Here is a 20658-nt window from a genome sequence, read left to right on the forward strand (position 1 = left end):
AAACCGCCCGAAGCCGCTTCCGCCCCGATCACGTATCCATACTCCTACGAGCTCCCACGGCCGGCTAACACCTGAGTTAAGCCGCGCCGCGAAGCGGCGTCGGCTTGGACGAATTGTTAGAGCCCACCCAGCCAACCCTCAAGCGATGGGCTCACTACCGTAAACGCGCCGCGCCAATCGTCGCCCGGGCCGAACCCGTTCGGGTCGAACTGGACAACCGGATTACCTGGCGCGGCTAGGTGCACGCAATAGTAGATGGCGCAGCCTATGTGCAGGATCGGCAGCAGGTCGGATGGCCAACTCCAACCCGGATCCTCTGGGTCTGGACTCGACAGGGTCTGACAAAGGCCCAGCGCCGAATCTCCTAGGTCTGTGACGTGACCAGTTGACAGCCCCAACAGTCCTTCATCCGGCCCAAACCCGCCGTTGCCTTGCGCGACGTACAACGAGACGAGAGCCTCAGGCAGCGTATGCCCCACAGCCCGCTCCACTTCAGCGATCTCGAGCTCGGACGGCGGCGGGTATTCCATGTGGGCTCTAACACCTGAGTTAAGCCGCGCCGCGAAGCGGCGTCGGCTTGGACGAATTGTTAGGGCTCAGGCTACCAGCTCCGCAAGCGCCCTATGCATGGCGCGTGCTTGCTCGACCGGGGCAAGCTGCTGGTGTTCGCGCATGTAGCCCGCCAAGTTGCTTAGGAACTCCCGCGCTTTAGGCAGCGGAAGGCCGGCCAACTCGAACGGAAGCCAATCATCATTGAGGGCCTCCTCAAAGAGGTCTAGCAGGTCCAGCAGGAAGGCACCTTCCGGAACGGCACGCAGCGACTGAAACTGCTCTGGCGTGAGCCGAGTTGTAAGCCTCGGCACGTTGGCGCTCCCCGGCGAATCAGGGTAAGCCCAGCGTGGCGCCGAAAGGATGTCTTGGATCTGCGATAGCAACGAATCCAGCACCATGAGCCCTAACACCTGAGTTAAGCCGCGCCGCGAAGCGGCGTCGGCTTGGACGAATTGTTAGGCGGCAACTGTGCGCCACGGAGCAGCGGGAGGGCAAGATCTCGAAGGCCCATGGCGAGGTCTATCGCCCGTTGCGCCGAAGGCCCAGCAGCCCCACAACGAGCAACACGAACCCAGCCAGGGCAACAGGCAAGCCGATAAGCGGCTCAACCATGCCGCAGGAAGCCTTGTTGAATGTGCAGAAATAGCCGTTGGTGAAGAGCACGAGCGACAAGAGCAGCAGAATGACGCCCGCGGCCGTGATCAGTTTCGGTAACGTCGATCTCGCCATCGCCGCCTAACACCTGAGTTAAGCCGCGCCGCGAAGCGGCGTCGGCTTGGACGAATTGTTAGGTGCGTGGCTGCAGCCCCTCACGGGCAAGTGCTGCCATGACCTCTGGAAGAGTGTAGCGCTGCCAAGGAACCGTGCCGGCCGGATCGCCGGCCTCTAAGTACTCGCCATGGTCGAAGGCGTGAAAGACGTCTAGCGCGAACCCTTCGAGTTCCTCAAGCGCCGCGCCACCAAGCTGGTTCATGGCGCGGTTCCCGTCCCAGAATGCGAGCGCTCCTTCGGAGAACTCCTGCGCCACATGGCGCGAGTACTCACGAAAGAGGCCGACACGAGTCAGGCCGTGCGCCGCGCAGAACGACTCCAAGGCACCTTGGCTGAGAGGGTTGTGCCCGCTCGCCTTGATGCACTGAGCCACAAGCTGCCGCAGTTCTTCTTCCACGCACCTAACACCTGAGTTAAGCCGCGCCGCGAAGCGGCGTCGGCTTGGACGAATTGTTAGGCCGCAGCTTACCGGCCATACGAGATAGACACACCGTCCGCGCTAGCCTCGCGCTTAAAGACGCGAGAACCCCCTGCGCCCTCCACGTGCAGGGACCTATCCCCGCGCCACGTGAGCCTGAGTGGCACGGTCCCGTCCAAGACGAGCACATTACCGGCGCCCTCTGGCACGTGACCCGCGTCAACGATGGCCAGCTGCGTGTTGAAGCCGGTCGTGGCTCCGCAGCCGCGATTAATGACGACTGCATCTCGGCCGCCCGATGGGGACGGTGCCCGCGCGGAGATTTCGTTCTCGCATCCGGCGACATCGCAGCCCGAAGCAGCTAAGGCTGACGCGACGACGAGTGCTTGGAACTTGCCCATGCGGCCTAACACCTGAGTTAAGCCGCGCCGCGAAGCGGCGTCGGCTTGGACGAATTGTTAGAGGGCAGCTTACGTGGCATCACCGCTCAAGACCAAGCTGCCGATAAAGAACAAGTAGCCGAGCGCAAGAAGGGTGAACAGATGTACCACGCCCAGCCAGCGCCACTTGAGTGCTAGTACAGACGGAACAAAAAGGACGAGCGCGGCCGCTGAGCCGACTAACGGGACGGCTTGAGCGAGCGCCGGTGACTGTCCGGGTTGGGCGCCAGCCAGAAGGCTAGCTAGGGCAAAGGTGGCGAGGCCCACGAGACCGGCAGAAGAAGCGAGAAGCTTGCGATTAGGCTCGGCCGCCAAGGCCAGCACGGGAAGCGTGGCCGCAATTACGAGCAGCCCTGGCGCGCCCTCTCCAATCGCGAACAGGACAAACGACCAGTCCATGATCTACCTCTGCCCTCTAACACCTGAGTTAAGCCGCGCCGCGAAGCGGTGTCGGCTTGGACGAACTGTTAGGCCCCGCACCGCCGCTCTTGACGACGGGCGCCGGGGCCGACTTGATGGATCCGGTAAGATAGCCGCCGCCTTGAAGGAAGACGCAAGGGCTGGAGTAAGCATCGAAGACCTTCGCGGGCACCCGGCCAACCACTACGACCTGTTTGCCTTCTGTTGAGAAGTCGAACTCGGACGCTCGTTTGCCGGACACATAAGCCTCCGCGGGGAAACCTTCCGACGGGTCCTGGCAGTCTCCAACAACTACCGAAAAGTACAGCTGCCTAGTTTTGATGCTCTCCGCGTCCGACGGGCGCAGAGATACTTGAACAACTTCCTCGGTGCCAACCCGGTGGGAACTAGCTGACAGGATCGCTGGCCGCAGCTGGCAGCCCGCAAGCGCGAAAAGGACGAACGCCAATAAGGCCGCGGATAGGAGGCGTGGAGCTGCCGGGTGCGAAGCTGCTGCCATAGGGGCCTAACACCTGAGTTAAGCCGAACCGCGAAGCGGTTTCGGCTTGGACGAATTGTTAGGCGCCAGCTTTGCTCACCAACGCGAAGAGAGCAAGCGCTCCGAAGAGCAGCGAGACGACTGAAGCCACTACAGAGAAGACCTTAACGGCTAGCGGAGACGGGCGGCGCGGCGTGGCGAAGAAAGACTTGGCGAAAACCCATGCGCAGCCGAGAAAGAACAGCCCCCAGATAGTGACAGCGAGGGGCTGAATCGGCGTACCGGATTGACTTACCACTGCCATCAGCAGGTTCACCAAGACCGCGCCGCTCAGCAGGCCTCCAACTACAGAAAGCAGCCGAGCCCACAGTACATGCACCTTTTTTGGAACCTGGTCGAGGTAGTTACCTGTCATGGCGCCTAACACCTGAGTTAAGCCGCGCCGCGAAGCGGCGTCGGCTTGGACGAATTGTTAGGCCCCAACTGTACTGCCCCACGCACCCGGCTACGAGCCGCCATCTGCTTCAAGGTGTTCTGCGGGCGTGAGAAAGGGTACAGAGGGATGCAGGCACGAGCGAAAGCACTCCCCGTGCGCGAACATGGACTGCGAGGCGCCCTCGGGCAATGCCAGGTGGATTTCGAGCGGCGGCTCGCCCACCACCGCCTCGCCACAGAAGCAGCACTGCACTACGCGCATATCCGCTATCGCCGCCTTCAATCTGCTGAGGATCGCCATTTGGGGCCTAACACCTGAGTTAAGCCGCGCCGCGAAGCGGCGTCGGCTTGGACGAATTGTTAGCGCTCAGCTCGCGCGAGGTGGCGCGCCGCATCTCGCCGAGCCCGAAGCTTCACTGGGTCACACCACCGAATGAAGACCCGGTGCAGCCAGTAGATAGACAAAGCAAGCGGCAGGTTGAGCGCCAGCAGTACCCAGCTGTCTTCGGGTCCACTCGCCCAGGCGAACTGCGGCAGTTCAAGGAGCCGCCAAGTGGTTACAGGCGCCACCCCCAGCAGGGTTAAGCCGTACCAGAATGAGAACAGCAGATAGCGGTAAGTCCATCTAGTACAAGCAACTGGGCTAGCCGTTGTCTCGGTCGTGACCTTCCAGCGAGCCTCATGACCCATTGCGACCATCCCGCAAGCGGCCGAGATGAAGAGGTATGTAATTACGGGACCGACGAAATTCATATGAGCGCTAACACCTGAGTTAAGCCGCGCCGCGAAGCGGCGTCGGCTTGGACGAATTGTTAGAGCGCATGATCCGCCAGTACCTCGCCTGATGTCACGCAGAGTGAGCCCGGCCACTGGCTGAGATGGCCTTTAATTTTTAGCCGTGAAGTAGCCCGTAACCTCGACTTCCTCACCGGGAAGCTCAGGTGGCGCTCGCAGTATCCAGATGCCTTCGTTGAAAGTGTGCTCGTCTGGCTCTGGCCGGGGGTCGGCATATATGGCGCCGTGCTCGAATCCGGAATGGTAGTGCCCAGTAAGACTCACCAGAGCGCCGTGCAGATCAACTCGTCTCGCGATGAGCTCTGGGACCGTGACGCGGAGTGGCCGGCCCTCAGGTTTGGGACAGCCATTGAACACGGTGCTCAGGAGGTCCACCTCCGCCCGCGCGACATTCTCCTCGGTCACCGGCGCGCAGGATGCGAGCACTACTACTCCAAGCATCCAGGCGACCTGCCTCATGCGCTCTAACACCTGAGTTAAGCCGCGCCGCGAAGCGGTGTCGGCTTGGACGAATTGTTAGGCAGCGACCAACCATGTGGCTGCAGGCCTTTGGCGGAAGAGTACCGGCTGATGGGTCCGGAGGCGACAGGCTCAGACGGTTGCCGGACCCGAGCCGCCTGATGCTCTCGGAGCACCCTCAGCCAGCCGAGGCGCGGAGCTACCAGCGCCACCGATGCAGCCGAAGAGCGAGCTCAGATCAATGTTGCGTTTGGCGCGGCCTAACACCTGAGTTAAGCCGCGCCGCGAAGCGGCGTCGGCTTGGACGAATTGTTAGGGCGCACCGGTGCGAACCCCATCGATTTTTAGCCGACTAGCGAAACATCTGTGTCTTGGAATGCTGTGCCGTCAAAGGAGGTGACCTCCACGCTATGGCCGCCAAACATGTCGCTATCGCCGTAATAGAACAGAAGCATCGCTTCGCCTGACGCCACGATACTACTGAGCTTCAGGTTCCGACAGAAATCCTCACGTGTGAGCGGGGGCTCTTCGACCCGTTCGAATGTTCCGTCGCCCTGTGCCACGAGCCCGAACCGCCAATCAGAGTTGTAGCCCTCTAGGGATGTGTCGGCTACGAGGCGCCTACATGTGAAGTCGAGGTGCTCCAACGATTGCGCAAGTGAGGTAGCCAACACAAGCGCGCACTCAATGCCCTTGTTATCCGGAGAGACAGTGAGGTCTATAAGATCCTCTCCGTACCTGAGCTGGCCGCATAAGCTGCCAGGCAATTCTCTGCATGGGGTGAGGTTCCCGAGCACTGGGTGTTCGATAACGACGGTAAGGATCTCCGTGACACGCTGGTTGGGCGTGCGGCGGAACCGGCTGTAAACGCTGCGGAGTAGCCTCATGTGCGCCCTAACACCTGAGTTAAGCCGCGCCGCGAAGCGGCGTCGGCTTGGACGAATTGTTAGGCGTACCGGCCACGGACGGCCAGCTACGCCTGCTTGACCACACTGCACCCCGCGGCCCGGCCTAGGAGGCCTCGTGAGCTTCCGGTTCCGGTGGAGTAAATACCTTCATCTTGTACTGCCGGGACAGCGCCGCAAGAACTCGATTGACCAGAGTGCAAGGAGATTCGCTTTTTACCTGATGCTTCATCGCCGTGAATGTGTCCACAGCAACCTTATGCTCGTGCTCGGTGATCCAGATCCACGAGTCGCCCTGCAGCCCGGAACGTACATTGGGAAAGCTCCTGCTGAGCACGGATGCGATTCCCTCATGCTCCACAGAATAGTGCTGTTCGTAATGGAGCTCTGCAAAGACCATCTCATCCTCTCTCGGCCGCGAAGACTTTGCACCCGGGCGCCTAACACCTGAGTTAAGCCGCGCCGCGAAGCGGCGTCGGCTTGGACGAATTGTTAGGCGGCACCGGCTATCGCCTGCACCGCCAGCACTCACCACTGCCAGCAATGTAAACCAGAGCATGACAGTCTGGACATGGTGCCGGTTCCCCGTGTGGCCGATACGGCTCGTACCCCATCCGCAGATGATGGACAGCCATGGCCTCTTCCCAAGTGTTGGCCTCGACGGTGTAGAGCAGAGCCGCAGACGCCGCCAACAGCTTCTTGGATCGCTGCTCGGCAATAGCAGAAGCGCTGGCGAACGTTACGTCGCCTTCTGGGTCTTGCCACGCTTCAAATACTCGCTTGCCTCGCATTTTGCTGTGCCGCCTAACACCTGAGTTAAGCCGCGCCGCGAAGCGGCGTCGGCTTGGACGAATTGTTAGGCCTCAGCTGCATAACCCACCGTGCCGATGAACAGCCGGCGATTGCGGTACACCAGCCAGCCGATTAGAGCGTATACGACCAAGCTAATTGCAAGGGAGGTCCACATCGCGTTAGGAGTGAAAATGAGGTCCAGCGCCTCTTGCCGTACCGGCAAGCCTCGAAGCTCTCTACCGACCTCGTACGCATTCCGGACGCCGGGGAGATCCCTCATTGCCAATGCGACAGTGACGACATTCTGTGCTGCGCCGGCACCTAGCGCGCTGAGTAGAACCGGGTAGCCGACAGACGCCGGGCGCAACAAGTAGTAAGCCCCTGCAGCATTCAGCAGCATGACTGCCCCGGCCATGGCGAAAAAGAGCCAAGTGAGCCCTGCCGCGGACAAGATGTAATAGTCAGAGGTCGTCGAATAGCGGGCGAGCGAGTCGAGGTCCCTGCCGGCAGCCCAGAAGAACCAAAGAATCAGCAGGATGATGGAACGCGGGCGCTTCATATGTTGCCTCTGAGGCCTAACACCTGAGTTAAGCCGCACCGCTGCCGGCTGTGACCGAGGACCGGATGGTCAAGCGAGCGGACTTATAACGAAGCCACGGAGCGGTGTCGGCTTGGACGAACTGTTAGGCGGCAGCGGGCGCGGACGCCGGCTGCCACCACCGGGCGAACACTACCGCACGAGTGCTCCGGACGACACTGCACGAAGGGGAGAAGAGTTCCAGCCGAACTCGCACTCGAGCCGGTTGTGGCCGATGCGTTGCGCGAAAGAGCAGCCGGGACGCAGAGCTCAATTAAGCGGAAGAGCAGCTGGGGCGCCGACGATCAGATACTGGCTTTCACCATTGAACACACTCGCCACCCGTGCCGCCTAACACCTGAGTTAAGCCGACCCGCTGCCGGACGTTTCAGAAGGCTGGAAGCGTGAGCAACCGGACCTTTCAACGAAGCCACGAAGCGGGTTCGGCTTGGACGAACTGTTAGGCGGTAGCGGGCATGGATGCGAGCGACCACCTGTGGGCGAACACTACCTCACGGTTGCTCCGGACAGAACAGCAAGAACGCCAGAGATGTTCCCGTTGCCACTACGTCCGAGCCGGATGTGGCCGACGCGTTGCGCGGAAGGCTGCGCGGGGCCGAGCTGCCCGATCGTGCGAGTAACGACATGGGACGCCGACTGGCAGACGCCCGCTCTCACCTCTGAACACACTCGCCACACGTGCCGCCTAACACCTGAGTTAAGCCGCGCCGCGAAGCGGTGTCGGCTTGGACGAACTGTTAGGCGTCACCTGCCGCCCCAACGCCAGCGTGGAGGCTCGCCCTTTAGCCAGCACACCGCCAGCACGGCCAGCGTGAGCAAGGTGAAGTACGCCGCGTAGCGAACTGGCTCGGCATCCGGTGGCACTCGGGCCGACAGCGCGACAATGCCGACAACATATGCGGCGAGGACGACCCAGCCCTGCCACGCAACAGGGAAGCCCCAGCCCCAGCCGTAAGTCTTAGCCGGGAACCAATAGCCCTTATCTCCTAGCATCACGACCTCCTGCAGTGACTGTGACGCCTAACACCTGAGTTAAGCCGCGCCGCGAAGCGGCGTCGGCTTGGACGAATTGTTAGGCCCCGCCCCGTTCACTTGCAAAACGACATGCAGCGCGCTGGCGACGCCACCACCTGGCCCGCTGGCCCGGGCCCAACTGTAAAGACACAGTTATCGCCTTGCTTCAACTTGAGCAAGGTCGCTTGCTCAGTCAGCGACTGAACAACATAGGTGATCTCCATGCCGGCCGTCGGAGAGCCGCCTATTCCGGCCTTCTGAAGTGCGGGCGCTGCGTTTAAGTTTGGACATGCGTTGTTGAGCGTGACCATCGCAGCGGTCGCCTCTGCAGTGTAGGAGGGCGGTTGCTCGGCATCAGTCCCCGCCGTGGTTCCGTCTCGGGAGCAAGAGCACGAAGCGATACCGAAAACTGCCACTACAAATGTCCAACGCATTTCCGCTACTCCATGCAGATTGTGATGCGGCAATGAGGGGCCTAACACCTGAGTTAAGCCGCGCCGCGAAGCGGCGTCGGCTTGGACGAATTGTTAGGCGCTACGGTGCTGCCCAGAGGGGCCGCTGTTCATGTGGACGTGCGGCATGCGCCCTCATTAACTACCAAGACCTGCGTAAATACCCTTCCGGAATGCCAGAGCGTCCATCCAGTTTGGTGATTTCCCACCTCGACGAATCGCGATGCTCATACAGTACCTTGAAATCGTTCGAAGGTCTTACGATCAGCAACGCGACCTTAAACCCCAACTTTCTCTGAAGCTCTGCGAGGCAGTTGCTAAGCAGTGACATGACCTCGATCTCATGTTCGTCGTCAGAGTCAACAAAATGCGCTTCGTGGCCCGCGAGGTAAGTTACTGCTATTCCCGAGCTTTCCTCTGACACAGTGAACCTGAGGTAGGCCTCCTCCCAGTCTCGAACGTACAGGCGGATATAGCGCATGAACTCGGTAACGGCCTCGAGTACCAGTTCTGCTTCTTGCTGCATCACGCGTTCACTCTCTTGTAAAGGGGCGAGCACTTGGCTGGCACGGACACGGGCTCTTAGCGCCTAACACCTGAGTTAAGCCGCGCCGCGAAGCGGCGTCGGCTTGGACGAATTGTTAGGCCACAGCTTGCGCCATAGCCAAGCAGCCGCCAAGCCATAGGCCAGCCATTGGGCTGTGGCGACCAAGGCGACCGCTGCATTTGATGGGGCCGCGCTACCCGGGAAGCCGGACAGCGCAAAGAGGGTAGAGGGCAGATTGACGGCCGACGCGACATTGGTGATGAGTGGCATGCCCGTCAGGTGGCTGGAAAGCGGCGAGTTGCCGGCCAGCAGTAGCCAGCTAGCTCCGGCGATACCTAGAGCCCGGACCAACAACTGCGACATAGCTGCCTCTGTGGCCTAACACCTGAGTTAAGCCGACCCGCTGCCGGACGATGCCGAAGGCCAGTGTTCTGAGCGCCCGGACCTTTCAACGAAGCCACGAAGCGGGTTCGGCTTGGACGAATTGTTAGGCAGCGACCAACCAAGCGGTTGCAGGCCTTTGCGGAAGAGTACCGGTTGATGCGGCCGGAGGCGACAGACCCACACGGTTGCCGGACCCGAGCCGCCTTGCTCTCTCGCAGCACCCTCAGCCAGCCGCGACTGAGAACGACAGGCGCTGTTGTTGCAGCCGAAGAGCCAACTGAAATCAAAGCAACGTTTGGCGCGGCCTAACACCTGAGTTAAGCCGCGCCGCGAAGCGGCGTCGGCTTGGACGAATTGTTAGGCGGCATAGGGTCGCCGTTACGCAGGTGCGCTACGACTCTCCAAGCTCCGCCGGTGGCGACATAGGGCAGCTTAAGCGCCTCGACGAGGTGCTGCACCTTCGGCTCCGGGTCGTGCAGCTGGATCCACTCAACTGAAAGAATGGGAACGGGCCCCCATCGGCTGTCGTAGAACCGGTCAGTTCGGTGCGAAAGACTTCCTCGGACCGGCGCTCCGACATCCACGAATTTGATGTCATACGTAACGCCCCAGGCCTCAAGGGGCTGCAGTAGCTCACGCCACTTGGTGTTGTTGAGCAGCGATGCCGAGAATTCCCGCTTGAGCACGGCTCTTACTTCGCGCTCCTCTTGCATCAAGGACGGGTAGTAGGTCTTACCTGCTCTGTCGGTCCACACGTCAGTCATGTCTGCCGCCTAACACCTGAGTTAAGCCGCGCCGCGAAGCGGCGTCGGCTTGGACGAATTGTTAGGCAACAACTGCATTAGTACCGCCTCTGGATTGAGCTGCCGCACGTGCGCGGATTCTCTCCAGGGTCTTATGGTTAGGCAGTGATCCTTCCGGCGGTGGCGATTTTCGGATTTCTGAATCCCATTCTTATCCATGCCCCCAAAAGCTTCATGTAGAAGGACATCGTGTGGGTTTTCACATTAGGGATGCCACTGGGCAAACGTGAAGAATCGGCCAGATCACCGACCATGGTTCTGATCTCCACGGCGGGCCGCGTGCGGCCGGGCCAGAGGTGAAGATAGATGCTCAGCCAGTGAGCGCCCTTCAGCTCCAGAAAGATCGGCGTGTTGCAACAGGATGCGATGCCACGGCGCGAACCCGCATCGTCGGACAGCCGGAACTCCTTCAGATGCTCGGTCCCAGACACGAACTGGACGCGGTCTTTGCGATATTCAGCGCAAGCCGTTGCGCCATAGGAGGTGAGAATGTTCTTCGCGCCCGGTAGCGCCGCGAGCCGAGCCGAGCCGCGGCAGCGCGGCAGCTGTTGCACAGGCATTCCGACACGAGAATCGGATCTCCCTCCAATTCCAGGCGTGTCTGCCCACATGCGCACCCGATGCGCGTGGTCTGCTTCCGCTTTGTAGACAAGGTCATATCGATCTCCGATTGTTGCCTAACACCAAGTGGACCCCATAAGCGGGGTGTATCCGGATGCTGACGCGGCTGGGCTGGGTGGTCAATCGGAAGAATCCTACGACCTGACAAGCACTTGCCCGCTGTTGACGGCCGGCTGGGTCGCGCAGGCTAGCGGCATACACCCCACATGTGAGGCGGTAATGGATTACCACCCCGTTTCCGAGGCGGTAAGGCCGCCTGCGCAGCAGCCGCGGCTGCTCGATCAGGTCAGGGCTGCATGTCGCGTCCGGCACTACAGCCTGCGGACAGAGCGTGCTTACGTCGGGTGGACGCGGCGGTTCGTCGTGGCCATGGGCAAGCGCCATCCTCGAGATATGGGTGCCGAGGAGGTCACTACCTTTCTCACAGGGCTGGCAACCGAGCAGGACGTGGCGGCGAACACCCAGAACCAGGCGCTCTCGGCCCTGTTGTTTCTCTACCGGCAGGTGCTGGGCATTGACCTGCCGTGGCTCGACGGCGTCGTGCGGGCCAAGCGCCCCGGCAAGATCCCGACAGTGCTCTCACGCGACGAAGTCGGACGCCTGCTTGCCGCACTCGAAGGGCCCCACTGGGTTATGGGGGCATCGATGTACGGCGCCGGGCTCAGGCTGATGGAGTGCGTGCGCCTGCGGGTCAAGGACGTGGACTTCGACCGGCGCGAGATCCTCGTCCGGCACGGTAAGGGCGGAAAGGACCGGCGCGTGCCACTGCCGGCAAAGCTGGTGGAGCCGCTGAGAGACCGCATTCAGCGGACGCGGCTGCTCCACGGCCGAGACGTCCTCGACGGCTTTGGGCGAGTCTGGCTGCCGCACGCGTTGGCGCGAAAGTACCCGATGGCGCCAAAGGAGCCAGGCTGGCAGTACTTGTTTCCCTCGGGCCGACTGTCCGCCGACCCCCGCACCGGCGACCTGCGCCGGCACCACGTCGACGAGGCCGTGATCCAGCGGGCAGTGAAGGCCGCTCGGCTCAAGGCCGGGATCGTGAAGCCAGCCAGCTGCCACACGCTCCGGCATTCTTTCGCCACGCATCTGCTGGAGAGCGGGCATGACATCCGGACCGTGCAGGAGTTGCTGGGGCACAAGGACGTGGCCACCACCCAGATCTACACCCATGTGCTGGGCCGGGGTGCCAACGGCGTTGTCAGCCCACTGGACCTCCCATAGTCACGTCCGCTTCTGGCCGATAGCGGAACTCGTCAATAACAGCGATCTGGTCAGTGTGGACCAGAACTCGTGATCAAAGGGACCGGTACACGCAGCCGGGGCACCGGGGCGGACCAGACGCCCTTCCCCGGGCCTATCATTGCGATTGCGCTGCGCTCTCCCCTCCATCAATCGCATTTGCTCCGGCGGCGTCGGCTACATTGCGCGCATTGCCCACAACTGGACATCCCGATGCCCGCACGTCCGGTAACGCGTCCCCAAGTCGCTTCCACGCTTCCCGCCGAGGCGGCGAAGGCCCCGGCGTCGGTCATCCGCGCGACTGCATCGGAAAAGGTGGCCGGGCAGGTCGACCTGGATTTCAACGACCATGATCCAGGGACCGACGAGAAGCCGATCGGCGACGACGTCTCCGCGCTGGCGCGCATTGGAGACACGCTGTTCTGCGCGACCGACGAAGGCTCTGCAATCGAATCACTTGCATGGGATGGCAAGGCCCAGCGGTACGGCGCGCATCGCTGCCTGCCGCTGGCCGACGTGTTCGACTTGCCAGACGGCGACGAGGGAGAGATGGACATCGAAGGCCTCGCCATCGATGACGGCTGGCTGTGGATCGTCGGCAGCCACAGCCTCAAACGCTCGAAGTTGCGCGATGGCGACGACCTGAGCCGCCTGCCGGAGATCAAGACCGATCGTAATCGTTGCTTTCTTGGCCGCATGCCGCTGGTCGAGCGCACCCCGGGCATGTTCGAGCCGGTCAAGCGCGATGGCCAGCGACGTGCGGCTGCGCTGCACATCCGCAAGGACGGAAGCAATGCGATCCGCCGCAGGCTGGGCAAGGATCCGTTGTTGGCGCCCTTCATGCGCGTGCCGGCCAAGGAGAACGGGTTCGATATCGAAGGCCTTGCCGTTGTCGGCGACCGCGTGTTCCTCGGGCTGCGCGGCCCGGTGATCTCGAAGGTCGCCATGCTGGTCGAACTGCGCATCGCCGACGGCGGGCGCGGAGGCCTGAAGCTCGCTGAAGTGACTGAAGGCCTCGACTACCTCTTGCATCCAATGCTGCTTGACGGCCTGGGTGTGCGCGATCTGCTGTACGTCGACGGGCGCCTGCTGATTCTTGGCGGCGCGTCGATGGGCCTTAGCGGGCCGCAGGCGATCTATGCACTCGATGCCATGCCCGCGCGCGGCCACCACCTCGCGCGCGACCGGATCCATCGGGTCATGTGTCTGCCGATCGTGGATGGCGCCGATCACGCCGAAGGCATCGTTACGCATACCGATGGGAGCACGCAGCTGCTGATGGTGGTGTGCGACTCGCCTGCACCTGCACGGCGCAAGGATCCCCGTGCATTGCGCGCCGACCTGTATCGGATGCCGTGATAGTCGCAGGGCACCTGCGATTGCCGGAACACCGCAACGCCCGGTCACCTGGCCGGGCCCTTTTCGCACTGCACCGCTGACGCGTTACACCTGCGGCCAGGGCGCCATCGGCCGCGCATTCGCCAACTGGTAACAGTCCACCTTGCGGATCACGACCATCACCGCCGCCAGTACCAGAAATAGCAGGCGTGCGCATCGCCATCGAGCTGGATGGACGGTCGTCGACTGCTCGGGAATCGTCCAGTTCACCGTGTCTGCTTCCGGCCAGGAGCGGACATCGAACTACGCGCCAGAACACATCGGGACCCCGAGGTGCGCCGCTACCCCAGGCCCGGCACGACGTCCGATGAGCAAGCAAGCGAGACCAGCCAGGCGCCCGCATCAGCTTCTGCGCGCGAGCAGGTACATCAACCCCCACGCGACCGCCGCGCCGAAAAGCAATGTGCAGCCCCAAAGCGCCTGTGCCGGCAGCAATGGCGTCTTGTCTTTGCAGAGCCAGTAGCTACCGAAGAATGCGATGCAACCGGCGATTCGACCCATAGCCGCAGATCGTGGATCTATCTTCCTCATGATTGACCTCGACTCGTTGAGAAACGTTGTCGTTTTTTTCCTATCCGCTGTCTACCCTCGCGCCCTACGGTCTCTGCCCCATTTGGAGACAAGATCGTGACCGGTGAACAGACGTTTCTGAAGGACCGCACCTCGCGTGCACTGCTGTGGTTGCTGGCTGCGGTCGGCCTCGTCGTGCCCTGGTTTTTCAATGTCACTTACTTCCTAAACGGTGGCAGCGTTGCCCCCAACGTGTTCTTCCGGGACGTAGGGGCAAATGCGCTGACTACTGCCATCACATGGGACGTGTATATCGCTGCGACGGCCTTCAGCCTGATCGTCGCGCGAGACGCTGCACTTGGCCGCCTGCGCTGGGCGTATGTGATCGGGTGTTTCTGCATCGGACTGTCGTTTGCACTTCCGCTGTACGCGGCTCACCGCCTGCTTGGTAAGCGCTGAGCGCGGGCGCCGACTCTGATCGGCCAGTGCGGGTCGCTCGGGTCATCGGGCAGACGCCTGATCTCCCCGGGGGTCCGACCGACCCACCGCCTCATGTCCCGACCGAGGTGCGCTTGGTCGTAGAAGCCGTGCTGGTTCGCCAACTCGACATTCACGGCCTTCTCGGCCACCAGGTCGGCAAGCGACAGCCGCAACCGATGGATCATGCGAAAGCGATGCGGGCTGATACCGAACGCCGAAGAGAAACGGCGTTCGAACTGCCGCGTGCTCAAAGCTCTCTCCGTCGAGACGCGCTCCGGTCTTGCCAACGCCATCTCAGCCAGCCTAGCCAGGTGGTCGCGTCGCGCCGCGATCATCGGGTCGCGAGCCACTTCGGCAATAAACGAGAACATGGTCTCAACCGCCGCCTTGGCGCTGGTCGACGCCACCAGGCTGGTTTCAACGTCCCGCCACTTATTGCCGAACACGTCGCACGCGCCCAGCACGGAGTTCACGAGATTCCCGGCAGGGCCGCCGTACAGGCTGGGCCCTGCTTCGGGAGTCAGGACCAGGCCAACCGCCGAGACGGCGCCCAGATGCTGAAATGTTCGCGGCCGCGTTGCCAAGCCATGCAGCGTACCTCTCGGAAACGACTGGCCTTGGTCGTCACAGATGGAGCCGCGAACACGCACAGTGAGCATGGACGCCAACATCGCGGGAAACGCAGACGCCGAAAGGTCGGCTCCGCTGGCGACGACCACACCCCCCTCGCACCATGACCGCAACTTACGGGGCGGCTCGACGAAATCAAGCATTGATGTGGTAGGCGGCATCGATCCACTCCTGTCGCTGCGCGACGGCCCGATCAGGGGCTTTACCTGTCAGTTCCATCCAGATGGCGCTGAGCGTGGTACTGAATATGCGCGATTAGCAGAATCAGGAACAACACGTCGAACGCCGACAACGTGCTTGGCGCTTCTGGTCGCTGCAGGAAGTAGAACCCCAGCCGATGGAGACTGGCCATGAGCCATCCTCCGAATGCCGCAGTGGCGAGCGCGCGCAGCTTCAGATCCAGCGCGCGCTCGTCCTCGACCTTGTCCTTCGAGAAGAACAGGACAAGAAGCGCTAGCACGTACGCCGTGTCGGCTCCTGATGACCAGTCCTCGTAGCCCGTATTAAGCAGGTGTATCGCAGCGGCGACGGTGACTGCGGCGACTGCAACCAGCTTGCCCGTCGCGGGCCACTTTCCGACTGAGAACGTGTGCAACAGGTTCATTGGTAGATCCTCCAGGGGTGGGCAGAAAGGCAGCGCGGCTTAGTCAGCGCAGTCAAAGATTTCTTCGATCGAACACTCGAACAGGCGGGCGATTCGGAAGGCGAGCGGAAGGCTGGGGTCGTACTTCGACGTCTCGATGGCATTGACGGTCTGCCGCGACACCTCGAGCCGTTGAGCCAGGTCGCCTTGGGACCAGTTGCGCTGAGCGCGAAGTTCGCGGAGTCGGTTCTGCATAGGCGGAATGTAAAGCATGCTTTACAGGCTGTAAAGCAAACTTTACAGGTGCTGATGATGGCGCGAGCGGGCGCCGGCTGGATCACGGTCAGTCCCCGCCATGCAGACTGGAAACGTGACACTTCTGGCTGCTGCCGGGTCAACTGCGAAGGCCGGTTTCCACGGGCAGGGTGCGACGCAGATGCCGCTCCGCCGCACGGGTTGTTGTGGCTAATCCGCCAAGATCGATGTGGTGACAGCGTTCGCTAGGCGGACCAAAGCAGACAGCCGTGTCCGCTATCGGGTCGGAAGCGGACATGGTCAGTAACAGCGCAGCGATCAACCCGGACCGATGCTCATGATCCATCGGAGCGGGAGCGCACTATGCGGCCACGACAGTCTGTAAAGCCTGCAGCGGTCCGCTCAGTACGTCAGATGTACAGCCGAGCCAGTACCCGCCTATAACCGGGGAGGGCCTGAAGAGGTGATCTCCTCAATCAGGAAATCAATGAATGCTCGCAGGTGCAGCGGCATGTGCCGCGTGGCCGGGTACACCAACGAGAATGGCCGGGAGCGTCCGCCGTATTCCTTCAAAACTTCGATCAGACGTCCATCCGCTAACTCCCGCTCAACGATGAAGCGATAGGTCTGTGCGAGGCCGCCGCCGTGCAGCGCCAAAGTGGAGATCCCCAGAAGATCCTCCGAGCAGGTCAAGGCGCCCGGCGTGACCAGCTCAAAGTCGCGCCCGCTGTCGCGGAACATCCATGGAACGTGCTGACCACTGCTGGGCAGGACGAACTGGATGCACTGGTGCCGTGACAAATCCTGCGGTGTGGCCGGTCGACCGTGCGCCTCCAGATAGGTTGGGGTGCCCACCACCACCAGCTCGGCGTCGAGCAGCTTGCGGGCGATGAGCCCCGAGTCCGGCTGGACCCGGGCGCGCACTGCGAGGTCGAGACCCTCGGCGACCAAGTCGACGTTCCTGTTGCTCAGGTGGATCTCCAACCCGACCCGATGAAAGCGTTCGCGGAATCGCGGGAGCAGAGGGAGGATGCGGTGGTGACCCAGCGGGGTCGGAATGCTAATCCGGAGCGTCCCTGCGGGTTCGACCTGCGCACCCGTGAGCTCGCGTTCGGCATCGACCAATTGGTCGAGTGCCTGCCTGCACTGCGCGTAGTACGCACGCCCACTGTCCGTCATCCGGATCCTCCGGGTACTCCTCACGAACAGGCGGACCTTCAGCCGCTCCTCCATGCGCGCGATGGTTCGGCTGACCGCGGCAGGGGTCAGCCCTGCATGCACGGCCGCGGTCGTGAAGCTCTCGTGCTCCGCTGCCAGGCAGAAGAGTTCGATGCTGCCCAACCCGACATCCCCGAAGTGACGGCTCATTTGTTACCTAATGGAACATCTGAAGGTACGCATGATGCCTTTTTCAATCCTGCTGGCGTCAATAGCCTTGCGCTTCGGTCATTACCTGCGGAGCGTCATCATGAATCCCGAGATATGCGTCGTGTTCCACAGTGGTTTCGGCCACACCCAAAGGGTTGCAGAGGCCATCGCCGAGGGGAGCCAGGCCGCCCTGCTCCGGATCGACGAGGCCGGCGAACTGCCATCCAACGAATGGGAGAAGCTCTCGCAGGCCAAGGTGATCGTGTTCGGATCGCCAACGTACATGGGCAACGTCAGCTGGCAGTTCAAGAAGTTCCTGGACGCGAGCTCTGCCGTATGGGCCCGGCAGGGGTGGCGGAACAAGCTCGCGGCCGGCTTTACCAACAGTGCGGGTATCAACGGTGACAAGCACGGCACGCTACAAGCGCTGTTCACCGTATCCCAGCAGCACGGAATGATCTGGCTCGGTACGGGACTGATGCCGAGCAACACGAAGGGGTCAACGCGCGACGACCTGAACTTCCTGGCCTCGTTTTCCGGGCTCATGGCCGCGACCCCGGCCGATGCCGGCGTGGACGAGGTGCCGAAGGGCGACCTCGCCACGGCACTCGCTTTCGGCGCGCGCGTGCGCGAGGTCACCGCCCTGTTCGCCAAGGAAGCCTGAGCCATGCCCTACATCCATATCCGGATCACGCGCGAAGGCGTGACACGTGAGCAAAAGGCCAAACTGATCGCAGGTGCGACCAACCTGGTGGTGGACGTGCTCGGCAAGGATCCCATGACCACCCACGTCGTCATCGACGAAGTAGACCCGGACAACTGGGGCGTTGCCGGACTCGCGGTGCCCGAATTCAGGAAGCGCGGCAGGTGAGCCGACTCGAAGAAACGCGCGCTGTCGAACTAGTCATGCAGGACTATTTCGACGGCCTGTTCTTCAGCGATGTCTCGCGACTGGAGCGGGCCTTCCATCCACAGGCGCATTACTTCACCGCAAGTGGCGGTGAGCTCCTGCACTACGACATGGCCGAATACTTCCCGATCGTGAATGCCCGCGCCTCCCCGGCGAGCACGGGCGCCCTCAGGACGGATGCGATCGTTGCCATCGACTTCGTTGGACCCGTAACGGCCCTGGTCAAAGCCATGTGCTCCATCCCGCCCAAGCACTTCCTCGATGTGCTGACGCTAGTCAAGGTAGATGACCGATGGCAGATCGTCGCTAAGGTCTTCCACTACGAGATCCGAGATTGACGGGACGGGGCCCACAGCTACCCATACGACCGGCCACCTGATGCCGTTTCTGGCCAAGAGCGCACCCCCGTGTGGAAGCGCCACAAGCACAGTCGCTAGACTGACGGGATCGATCACTTGGTACCGTCAATGCCCAGTTTAAGCTCTGTCCTCAAAAGCGAGATCACCCGCCTGGCGCGAAAGGAAGTCAAAGGTGCTGTCGATCCACTTCGCAAGGCAAGCGCTTCGTATCGCCGTGAGATTGCGGAGCTGAAGCAGCAAATCTCACTGCTGCAGCGAGATTTGAAGGCCGGTGGTCGCCCCGCGAAGCCGAAACCGGACGTTGAATCCAAGCCGCGCAAGACACGCTTCGCGGCTAGCGGGGCAAAGGCGCTGCGTTCGCGCCTCGGACTCTCGGCGTCAGACTTTGGTCGCCTTGTCGGCGCTAGCGGTCAGTCGGTCTATAACTGGGAGACTGGCAAGGCTGTGCCACGTAGCAGCCAACAAGCTGCGCTTGCCTCGATCCGTGGGCTCGGCAAGCGCGAAGCTGCCCGCCGTCTCGAAACCATAACCTGACCGGCCCAGGCTCAGTCACGGTGAAGCCTCCACTTAGGAGGCTTGGATGCGTACAAAGCACATACCGTGGAACAAGGGCAAGCTCGTCGGTCAGAAGGCGCCGTTGCGCCTGAGCGAAATTTGGTCCATCCGGGTCCGCCTGCAGCTAAGTGAGAGTGCCCGTGATCTGGCGCTGTTCAATCTGGCCATTGATTCCAAGCTGCGGGGCTGTGACCTCGTCAGCCTGCGGCTCAGGGACGTGTCCCACGGTACGGCAATCGCCAAGCGCGCAATCGTGCTGCAGCGGAAGACCGGCAGGCCCGTGCAGTTCGAGCTGACGGACCTAACGAGAGCGTCCATTGCCGAATGGGCGCGCCAAGCTCAGCTAACGTCTGGCTCCCACCTGTTCCCAGGGCGCTCGGGCCGGGAGGGCCACCTCTCGACCCGGCAGTACGCGCGGATTGTCTCAGGGTGGGTTACCGCCATCGGGCTGGACCGCCACGCGTACGGGACACACAGCATGCGCCGGACCAGGGCCTCGCTGATCTACCGACGCACCAAGAACCTACGCGCCGTCCAGATCCTGCTGGGGCATACCAAGCTCGAGAGCACGGTGAGGTACCTCGGGATCGAGGTCGAGGACGCGCTGGAGATGGCAGAGCAGACGGAAGCCTAGCCGTCATTGCGGGACATACGCAGCAGCCGCCGGCGCTTGGACGTCGCGGTTGCTTCTGGCCAGGAGTGGACATCGGCCACACGGATCACCGCTGCCCCGCCCGTCAGGCGGGAGCTCAAGAACGATGGGCGGGAGTGCAGTGCCCCGACGGAGGGCAAGCCAGCGCGTTGTTCGATCCTGGTGCCGGGCCTGCGTTTCACCGCCACGCGCAACCGGTCCCGGCGTGAAGCTCTGCCTCATGCATAGCGCGCTCACCTGCCGCACTGCACGGTGTGACCGTCGATTGACGCCGCCGGACCGGTGGCCCGATCACCCCCGCGACCCTCGGAGTGCCCATGGATAAGCCCATCCCCATTGTCGAAGAAAGCCTGCACATCCACACCCGCACCGTCGACAGTGGTGGGGTGCGGATTCGTAAGCACGTCGAGGAACACCTCGAGCCGATCGAGCTGTCGCTGCATCGCGACGCCGTCGCCGTGCGCCGCGTGCCTGTAGACCGCGTCGTTGATGAGCCCGTCCCCACGCGCGAAGACGGCGACACGCTGATTATTCCCGTGCACGAGGAGCGGCTCGTTCGGCAATGGGTGCTGGTTGAAGAGCTGCATGTCACTCGCCGGACGACGCAGGCACGTGCCACGGGCGAAGTGACATTACGCCGCGAGTCCGTCTCATTTGAGCGGATCCCGCCTGAAAACGGCGACGCGCCGCCTGCGGATTGAGCGGCCGGCCCGCTATCCCGACGAGACTGGGACGCGGGCCATCCCGTGAATAAATGCTCGCGGCTGGTAACGCGGCCACGACACTCCCCTGCCTAGGTTCGGCACGCGAATCCCTCGCAAGCAACTCGGAGCAC

At 62.2% G+C, this 20658-nt stretch carries 30 protein-coding genes and 1 pseudogene; 9 read left to right on the forward strand and 22 right to left on the reverse strand.

The window, feature by feature from the left end; translation table 11 throughout:
- Positions 1-116: 116 nt before the first annotated feature.
- From IE075_RS15970 to IE075_RS16060, 16 genes and pseudogenes are all read right to left on the reverse strand, one after another.
- A complete protein-coding gene (locus IE075_RS15970; RefSeq protein ID WP_189454328.1) occupies positions 117-530 on the reverse strand; it encodes an SMI1/KNR4 family protein in 414 nt (137 codons plus the stop codon).
- A 66-nt stretch (positions 531-596) separates the two neighbouring features.
- Positions 597-950: a hypothetical protein gene (locus IE075_RS06290; RefSeq protein ID WP_189454330.1), complete on the reverse strand. Its 354-nt coding sequence runs from the start codon at positions 948-950 to the stop codon at positions 597-599.
- A gap of 121 nt (positions 951-1071) precedes the next feature.
- A complete protein-coding gene (locus tag IE075_RS06295; protein ID WP_189454332.1) occupies positions 1072-1281 on the reverse strand; it encodes a hypothetical protein in 210 nt (69 codons plus the stop codon).
- A 58-nt stretch (positions 1282-1339) separates the two neighbouring features.
- Positions 1340-1720, reverse strand: coding sequence for a hypothetical protein (locus IE075_RS06300; protein WP_189454334.1), 381 nt, complete (start codon positions 1718-1720; stop codon positions 1340-1342).
- Positions 1721-2211: 491 nt separating this feature from the next.
- On the reverse strand, positions 2212-2580 hold the full coding sequence (locus tag IE075_RS06305) for a hypothetical protein (protein WP_189454335.1): 369 nt from the start codon (positions 2578-2580) through the stop codon (positions 2212-2214).
- 578 nt (positions 2581-3158) lie between these two features.
- Complete coding sequence (locus tag IE075_RS06310; RefSeq protein WP_189454337.1) at positions 3159-3494, reverse strand: hypothetical protein; 336 nt, start codon at positions 3492-3494, stop codon at positions 3159-3161.
- Positions 3495-3584: 90 nt separating this feature from the next.
- Positions 3585-3815 carry a hypothetical protein gene (locus IE075_RS06315; protein WP_189454339.1) on the reverse strand — a complete coding sequence of 77 codons (231 nt, stop codon included), beginning with the start codon at positions 3813-3815 and terminating at the stop codon, positions 3585-3587.
- 1297 nt (positions 3816-5112) lie between these two features.
- Positions 5113-5655, reverse strand: coding sequence for a DUF2262 domain-containing protein (locus IE075_RS06320; protein WP_189454341.1), 543 nt, complete (start codon positions 5653-5655; stop codon positions 5113-5115).
- 124 nt (positions 5656-5779) lie between these two features.
- A complete protein-coding gene (locus IE075_RS06325) occupies positions 5780-6073 on the reverse strand; it encodes a hypothetical protein (protein ID WP_189454343.1) in 294 nt (97 codons plus the stop codon).
- A 456-nt stretch (positions 6074-6529) separates the two neighbouring features.
- Positions 6530-7024 (reverse strand): hypothetical protein, encoded by a 495-nt coding sequence (locus IE075_RS06330; RefSeq protein ID WP_189454345.1) that lies wholly within the window; start codon positions 7022-7024, stop codon positions 6530-6532.
- A 783-nt stretch (positions 7025-7807) separates the two neighbouring features.
- Positions 7808-8056 (reverse strand): hypothetical protein, encoded by a 249-nt coding sequence (locus IE075_RS06335; RefSeq protein ID WP_229792340.1) that lies wholly within the window; start codon positions 8054-8056, stop codon positions 7808-7810.
- A gap of 615 nt (positions 8057-8671) precedes the next feature.
- The gene (locus IE075_RS06340) at positions 8672-9088 is read right to left on the reverse strand and encodes a hypothetical protein (protein WP_229792341.1); all 417 of its coding nucleotides are present in this window, start codon (positions 9086-9088) and stop codon (positions 8672-8674) included.
- Positions 9089-9130: 42 nt separating this feature from the next.
- Positions 9131-9439 (reverse strand): hypothetical protein, encoded by a 309-nt coding sequence (locus IE075_RS06345; RefSeq protein WP_189454352.1) that lies wholly within the window; start codon positions 9437-9439, stop codon positions 9131-9133.
- Positions 9440-9777: 338 nt separating this feature from the next.
- A complete protein-coding gene (locus IE075_RS06350; RefSeq protein ID WP_189454354.1) occupies positions 9778-10224 on the reverse strand; it encodes a DUF6678 family protein in 447 nt (148 codons plus the stop codon).
- Positions 10225-10361: 137 nt separating this feature from the next.
- Positions 10362-10823 (reverse strand): hypothetical protein, encoded by a 462-nt coding sequence (locus tag IE075_RS06355; protein WP_229792342.1) that lies wholly within the window; start codon positions 10821-10823, stop codon positions 10362-10364.
- A gap of 11 nt (positions 10824-10834) precedes the next feature.
- Positions 10835-10921: pseudogene (locus tag IE075_RS16060) on the reverse strand (hypothetical protein); the annotation flags it as partial.
- Between the two features lie 182 nt (positions 10922-11103).
- On the opposite strand from IE075_RS16060, the gene IE075_RS06360 reads away from it, so the two are divergent.
- A complete protein-coding gene (locus tag IE075_RS06360; RefSeq protein WP_189454356.1) occupies positions 11104-12105 on the forward strand; it encodes an integron integrase in 1002 nt (333 codons plus the stop codon).
- 69 nt (positions 12106-12174) lie between these two features.
- A complete protein-coding gene (locus tag IE075_RS06365) occupies positions 12175-13482 on the forward strand; it encodes a DUF3616 domain-containing protein (RefSeq protein ID WP_189454358.1) in 1308 nt (435 codons plus the stop codon).
- A gap of 84 nt (positions 13483-13566) precedes the next feature.
- Here the strand turns inward: IE075_RS06365 and IE075_RS06370 are convergent, their stop codons facing one another.
- Both IE075_RS06370 and IE075_RS06375 read right to left on the reverse strand, forming a co-directional pair.
- Positions 13567-13731, reverse strand: coding sequence for a hypothetical protein (locus tag IE075_RS06370; RefSeq protein WP_189454359.1), 165 nt, complete (start codon positions 13729-13731; stop codon positions 13567-13569).
- Positions 13732-13863: 132 nt separating this feature from the next.
- Entirely contained in the window at positions 13864-14022 is a 159-nt protein-coding gene (locus IE075_RS06375; protein ID WP_189454361.1) for a hypothetical protein, read from the reverse strand.
- A gap of 126 nt (positions 14023-14148) precedes the next feature.
- Between IE075_RS06375 and IE075_RS06380 the strand changes: the two genes are divergently transcribed.
- Positions 14149-14490: a DUF2834 domain-containing protein gene (locus IE075_RS06380; protein WP_229792343.1), complete on the forward strand. Its 342-nt coding sequence runs from the start codon at positions 14149-14151 to the stop codon at positions 14488-14490.
- Here IE075_RS06380 and IE075_RS06385 read toward each other — a convergent pair.
- The 4 genes from IE075_RS06385 to IE075_RS06400 all read right to left on the reverse strand — a co-directional run bounded on the left by IE075_RS06385 (position 14466) and on the right by IE075_RS06400 (position 17347).
- Entirely contained in the window at positions 14466-14984 is a 519-nt protein-coding gene (locus IE075_RS06385) for a helix-turn-helix domain-containing protein (protein ID WP_189454363.1), read from the reverse strand. The genes IE075_RS06380 and IE075_RS06385 overlap by 25 nt on opposite strands.
- Positions 14985-15343: 359 nt before the next feature.
- A complete protein-coding gene (locus tag IE075_RS06390) occupies positions 15344-15745 on the reverse strand; it encodes a hypothetical protein (RefSeq protein WP_189454365.1) in 402 nt (133 codons plus the stop codon).
- Positions 15746-15784: 39 nt separating this feature from the next.
- Positions 15785-15979 (reverse strand): helix-turn-helix transcriptional regulator, encoded by a 195-nt coding sequence (locus IE075_RS06395; RefSeq protein WP_189454367.1) that lies wholly within the window; start codon positions 15977-15979, stop codon positions 15785-15787.
- A 438-nt stretch (positions 15980-16417) separates the two neighbouring features.
- Positions 16418-17347 carry a LysR family transcriptional regulator gene (locus tag IE075_RS06400; protein ID WP_189454369.1) on the reverse strand — a complete coding sequence of 310 codons (930 nt, stop codon included), beginning with the start codon at positions 17345-17347 and terminating at the stop codon, positions 16418-16420.
- A gap of 100 nt (positions 17348-17447) precedes the next feature.
- Between IE075_RS06400 and IE075_RS06405 the strand changes: the two genes are divergently transcribed.
- The 6 genes from IE075_RS06405 to IE075_RS06430 all read left to right on the forward strand — a co-directional run bounded on the left by IE075_RS06405 (position 17448) and on the right by IE075_RS06430 (position 20524).
- A complete protein-coding gene (locus tag IE075_RS06405) occupies positions 17448-18011 on the forward strand; it encodes a flavodoxin family protein (protein ID WP_189454862.1) in 564 nt (187 codons plus the stop codon).
- A gap of 3 nt (positions 18012-18014) precedes the next feature.
- Complete coding sequence (locus IE075_RS06410) at positions 18015-18218, forward strand: tautomerase family protein (RefSeq protein ID WP_189454371.1); 204 nt, start codon at positions 18015-18017, stop codon at positions 18216-18218.
- Positions 18215-18595, forward strand: coding sequence for a nuclear transport factor 2 family protein (locus tag IE075_RS06415; protein ID WP_268244913.1), 381 nt, complete (start codon positions 18215-18217; stop codon positions 18593-18595). The genes IE075_RS06410 and IE075_RS06415 overlap by 4 nt, the downstream gene beginning before the upstream one ends.
- Positions 18596-18724: 129 nt before the next feature.
- Positions 18725-19150, forward strand: a complete 426-nt coding sequence (locus IE075_RS06420; RefSeq protein ID WP_189454372.1) for a helix-turn-helix domain-containing protein — start codon at positions 18725-18727, stop codon at positions 19148-19150.
- 46 nt (positions 19151-19196) lie between these two features.
- Entirely contained in the window at positions 19197-19805 is a 609-nt protein-coding gene (locus IE075_RS06425; protein ID WP_189454374.1) for a tyrosine-type recombinase/integrase, read from the forward strand.
- Positions 19806-20140: 335 nt separating this feature from the next.
- Positions 20141-20524: a DUF2382 domain-containing protein gene (locus IE075_RS06430; protein ID WP_189454866.1), complete on the forward strand. Its 384-nt coding sequence runs from the start codon at positions 20141-20143 to the stop codon at positions 20522-20524.
- Positions 20525-20658 lie beyond the last annotated feature (134 nt).

Origin of the sequence: Cognatilysobacter bugurensis, from assembly GCF_014652095.1 — a bacterium.
GTDB classification, from domain to species: Bacteria; Pseudomonadota; Gammaproteobacteria; order Xanthomonadales; family Xanthomonadaceae; genus Cognatilysobacter; species Cognatilysobacter bugurensis.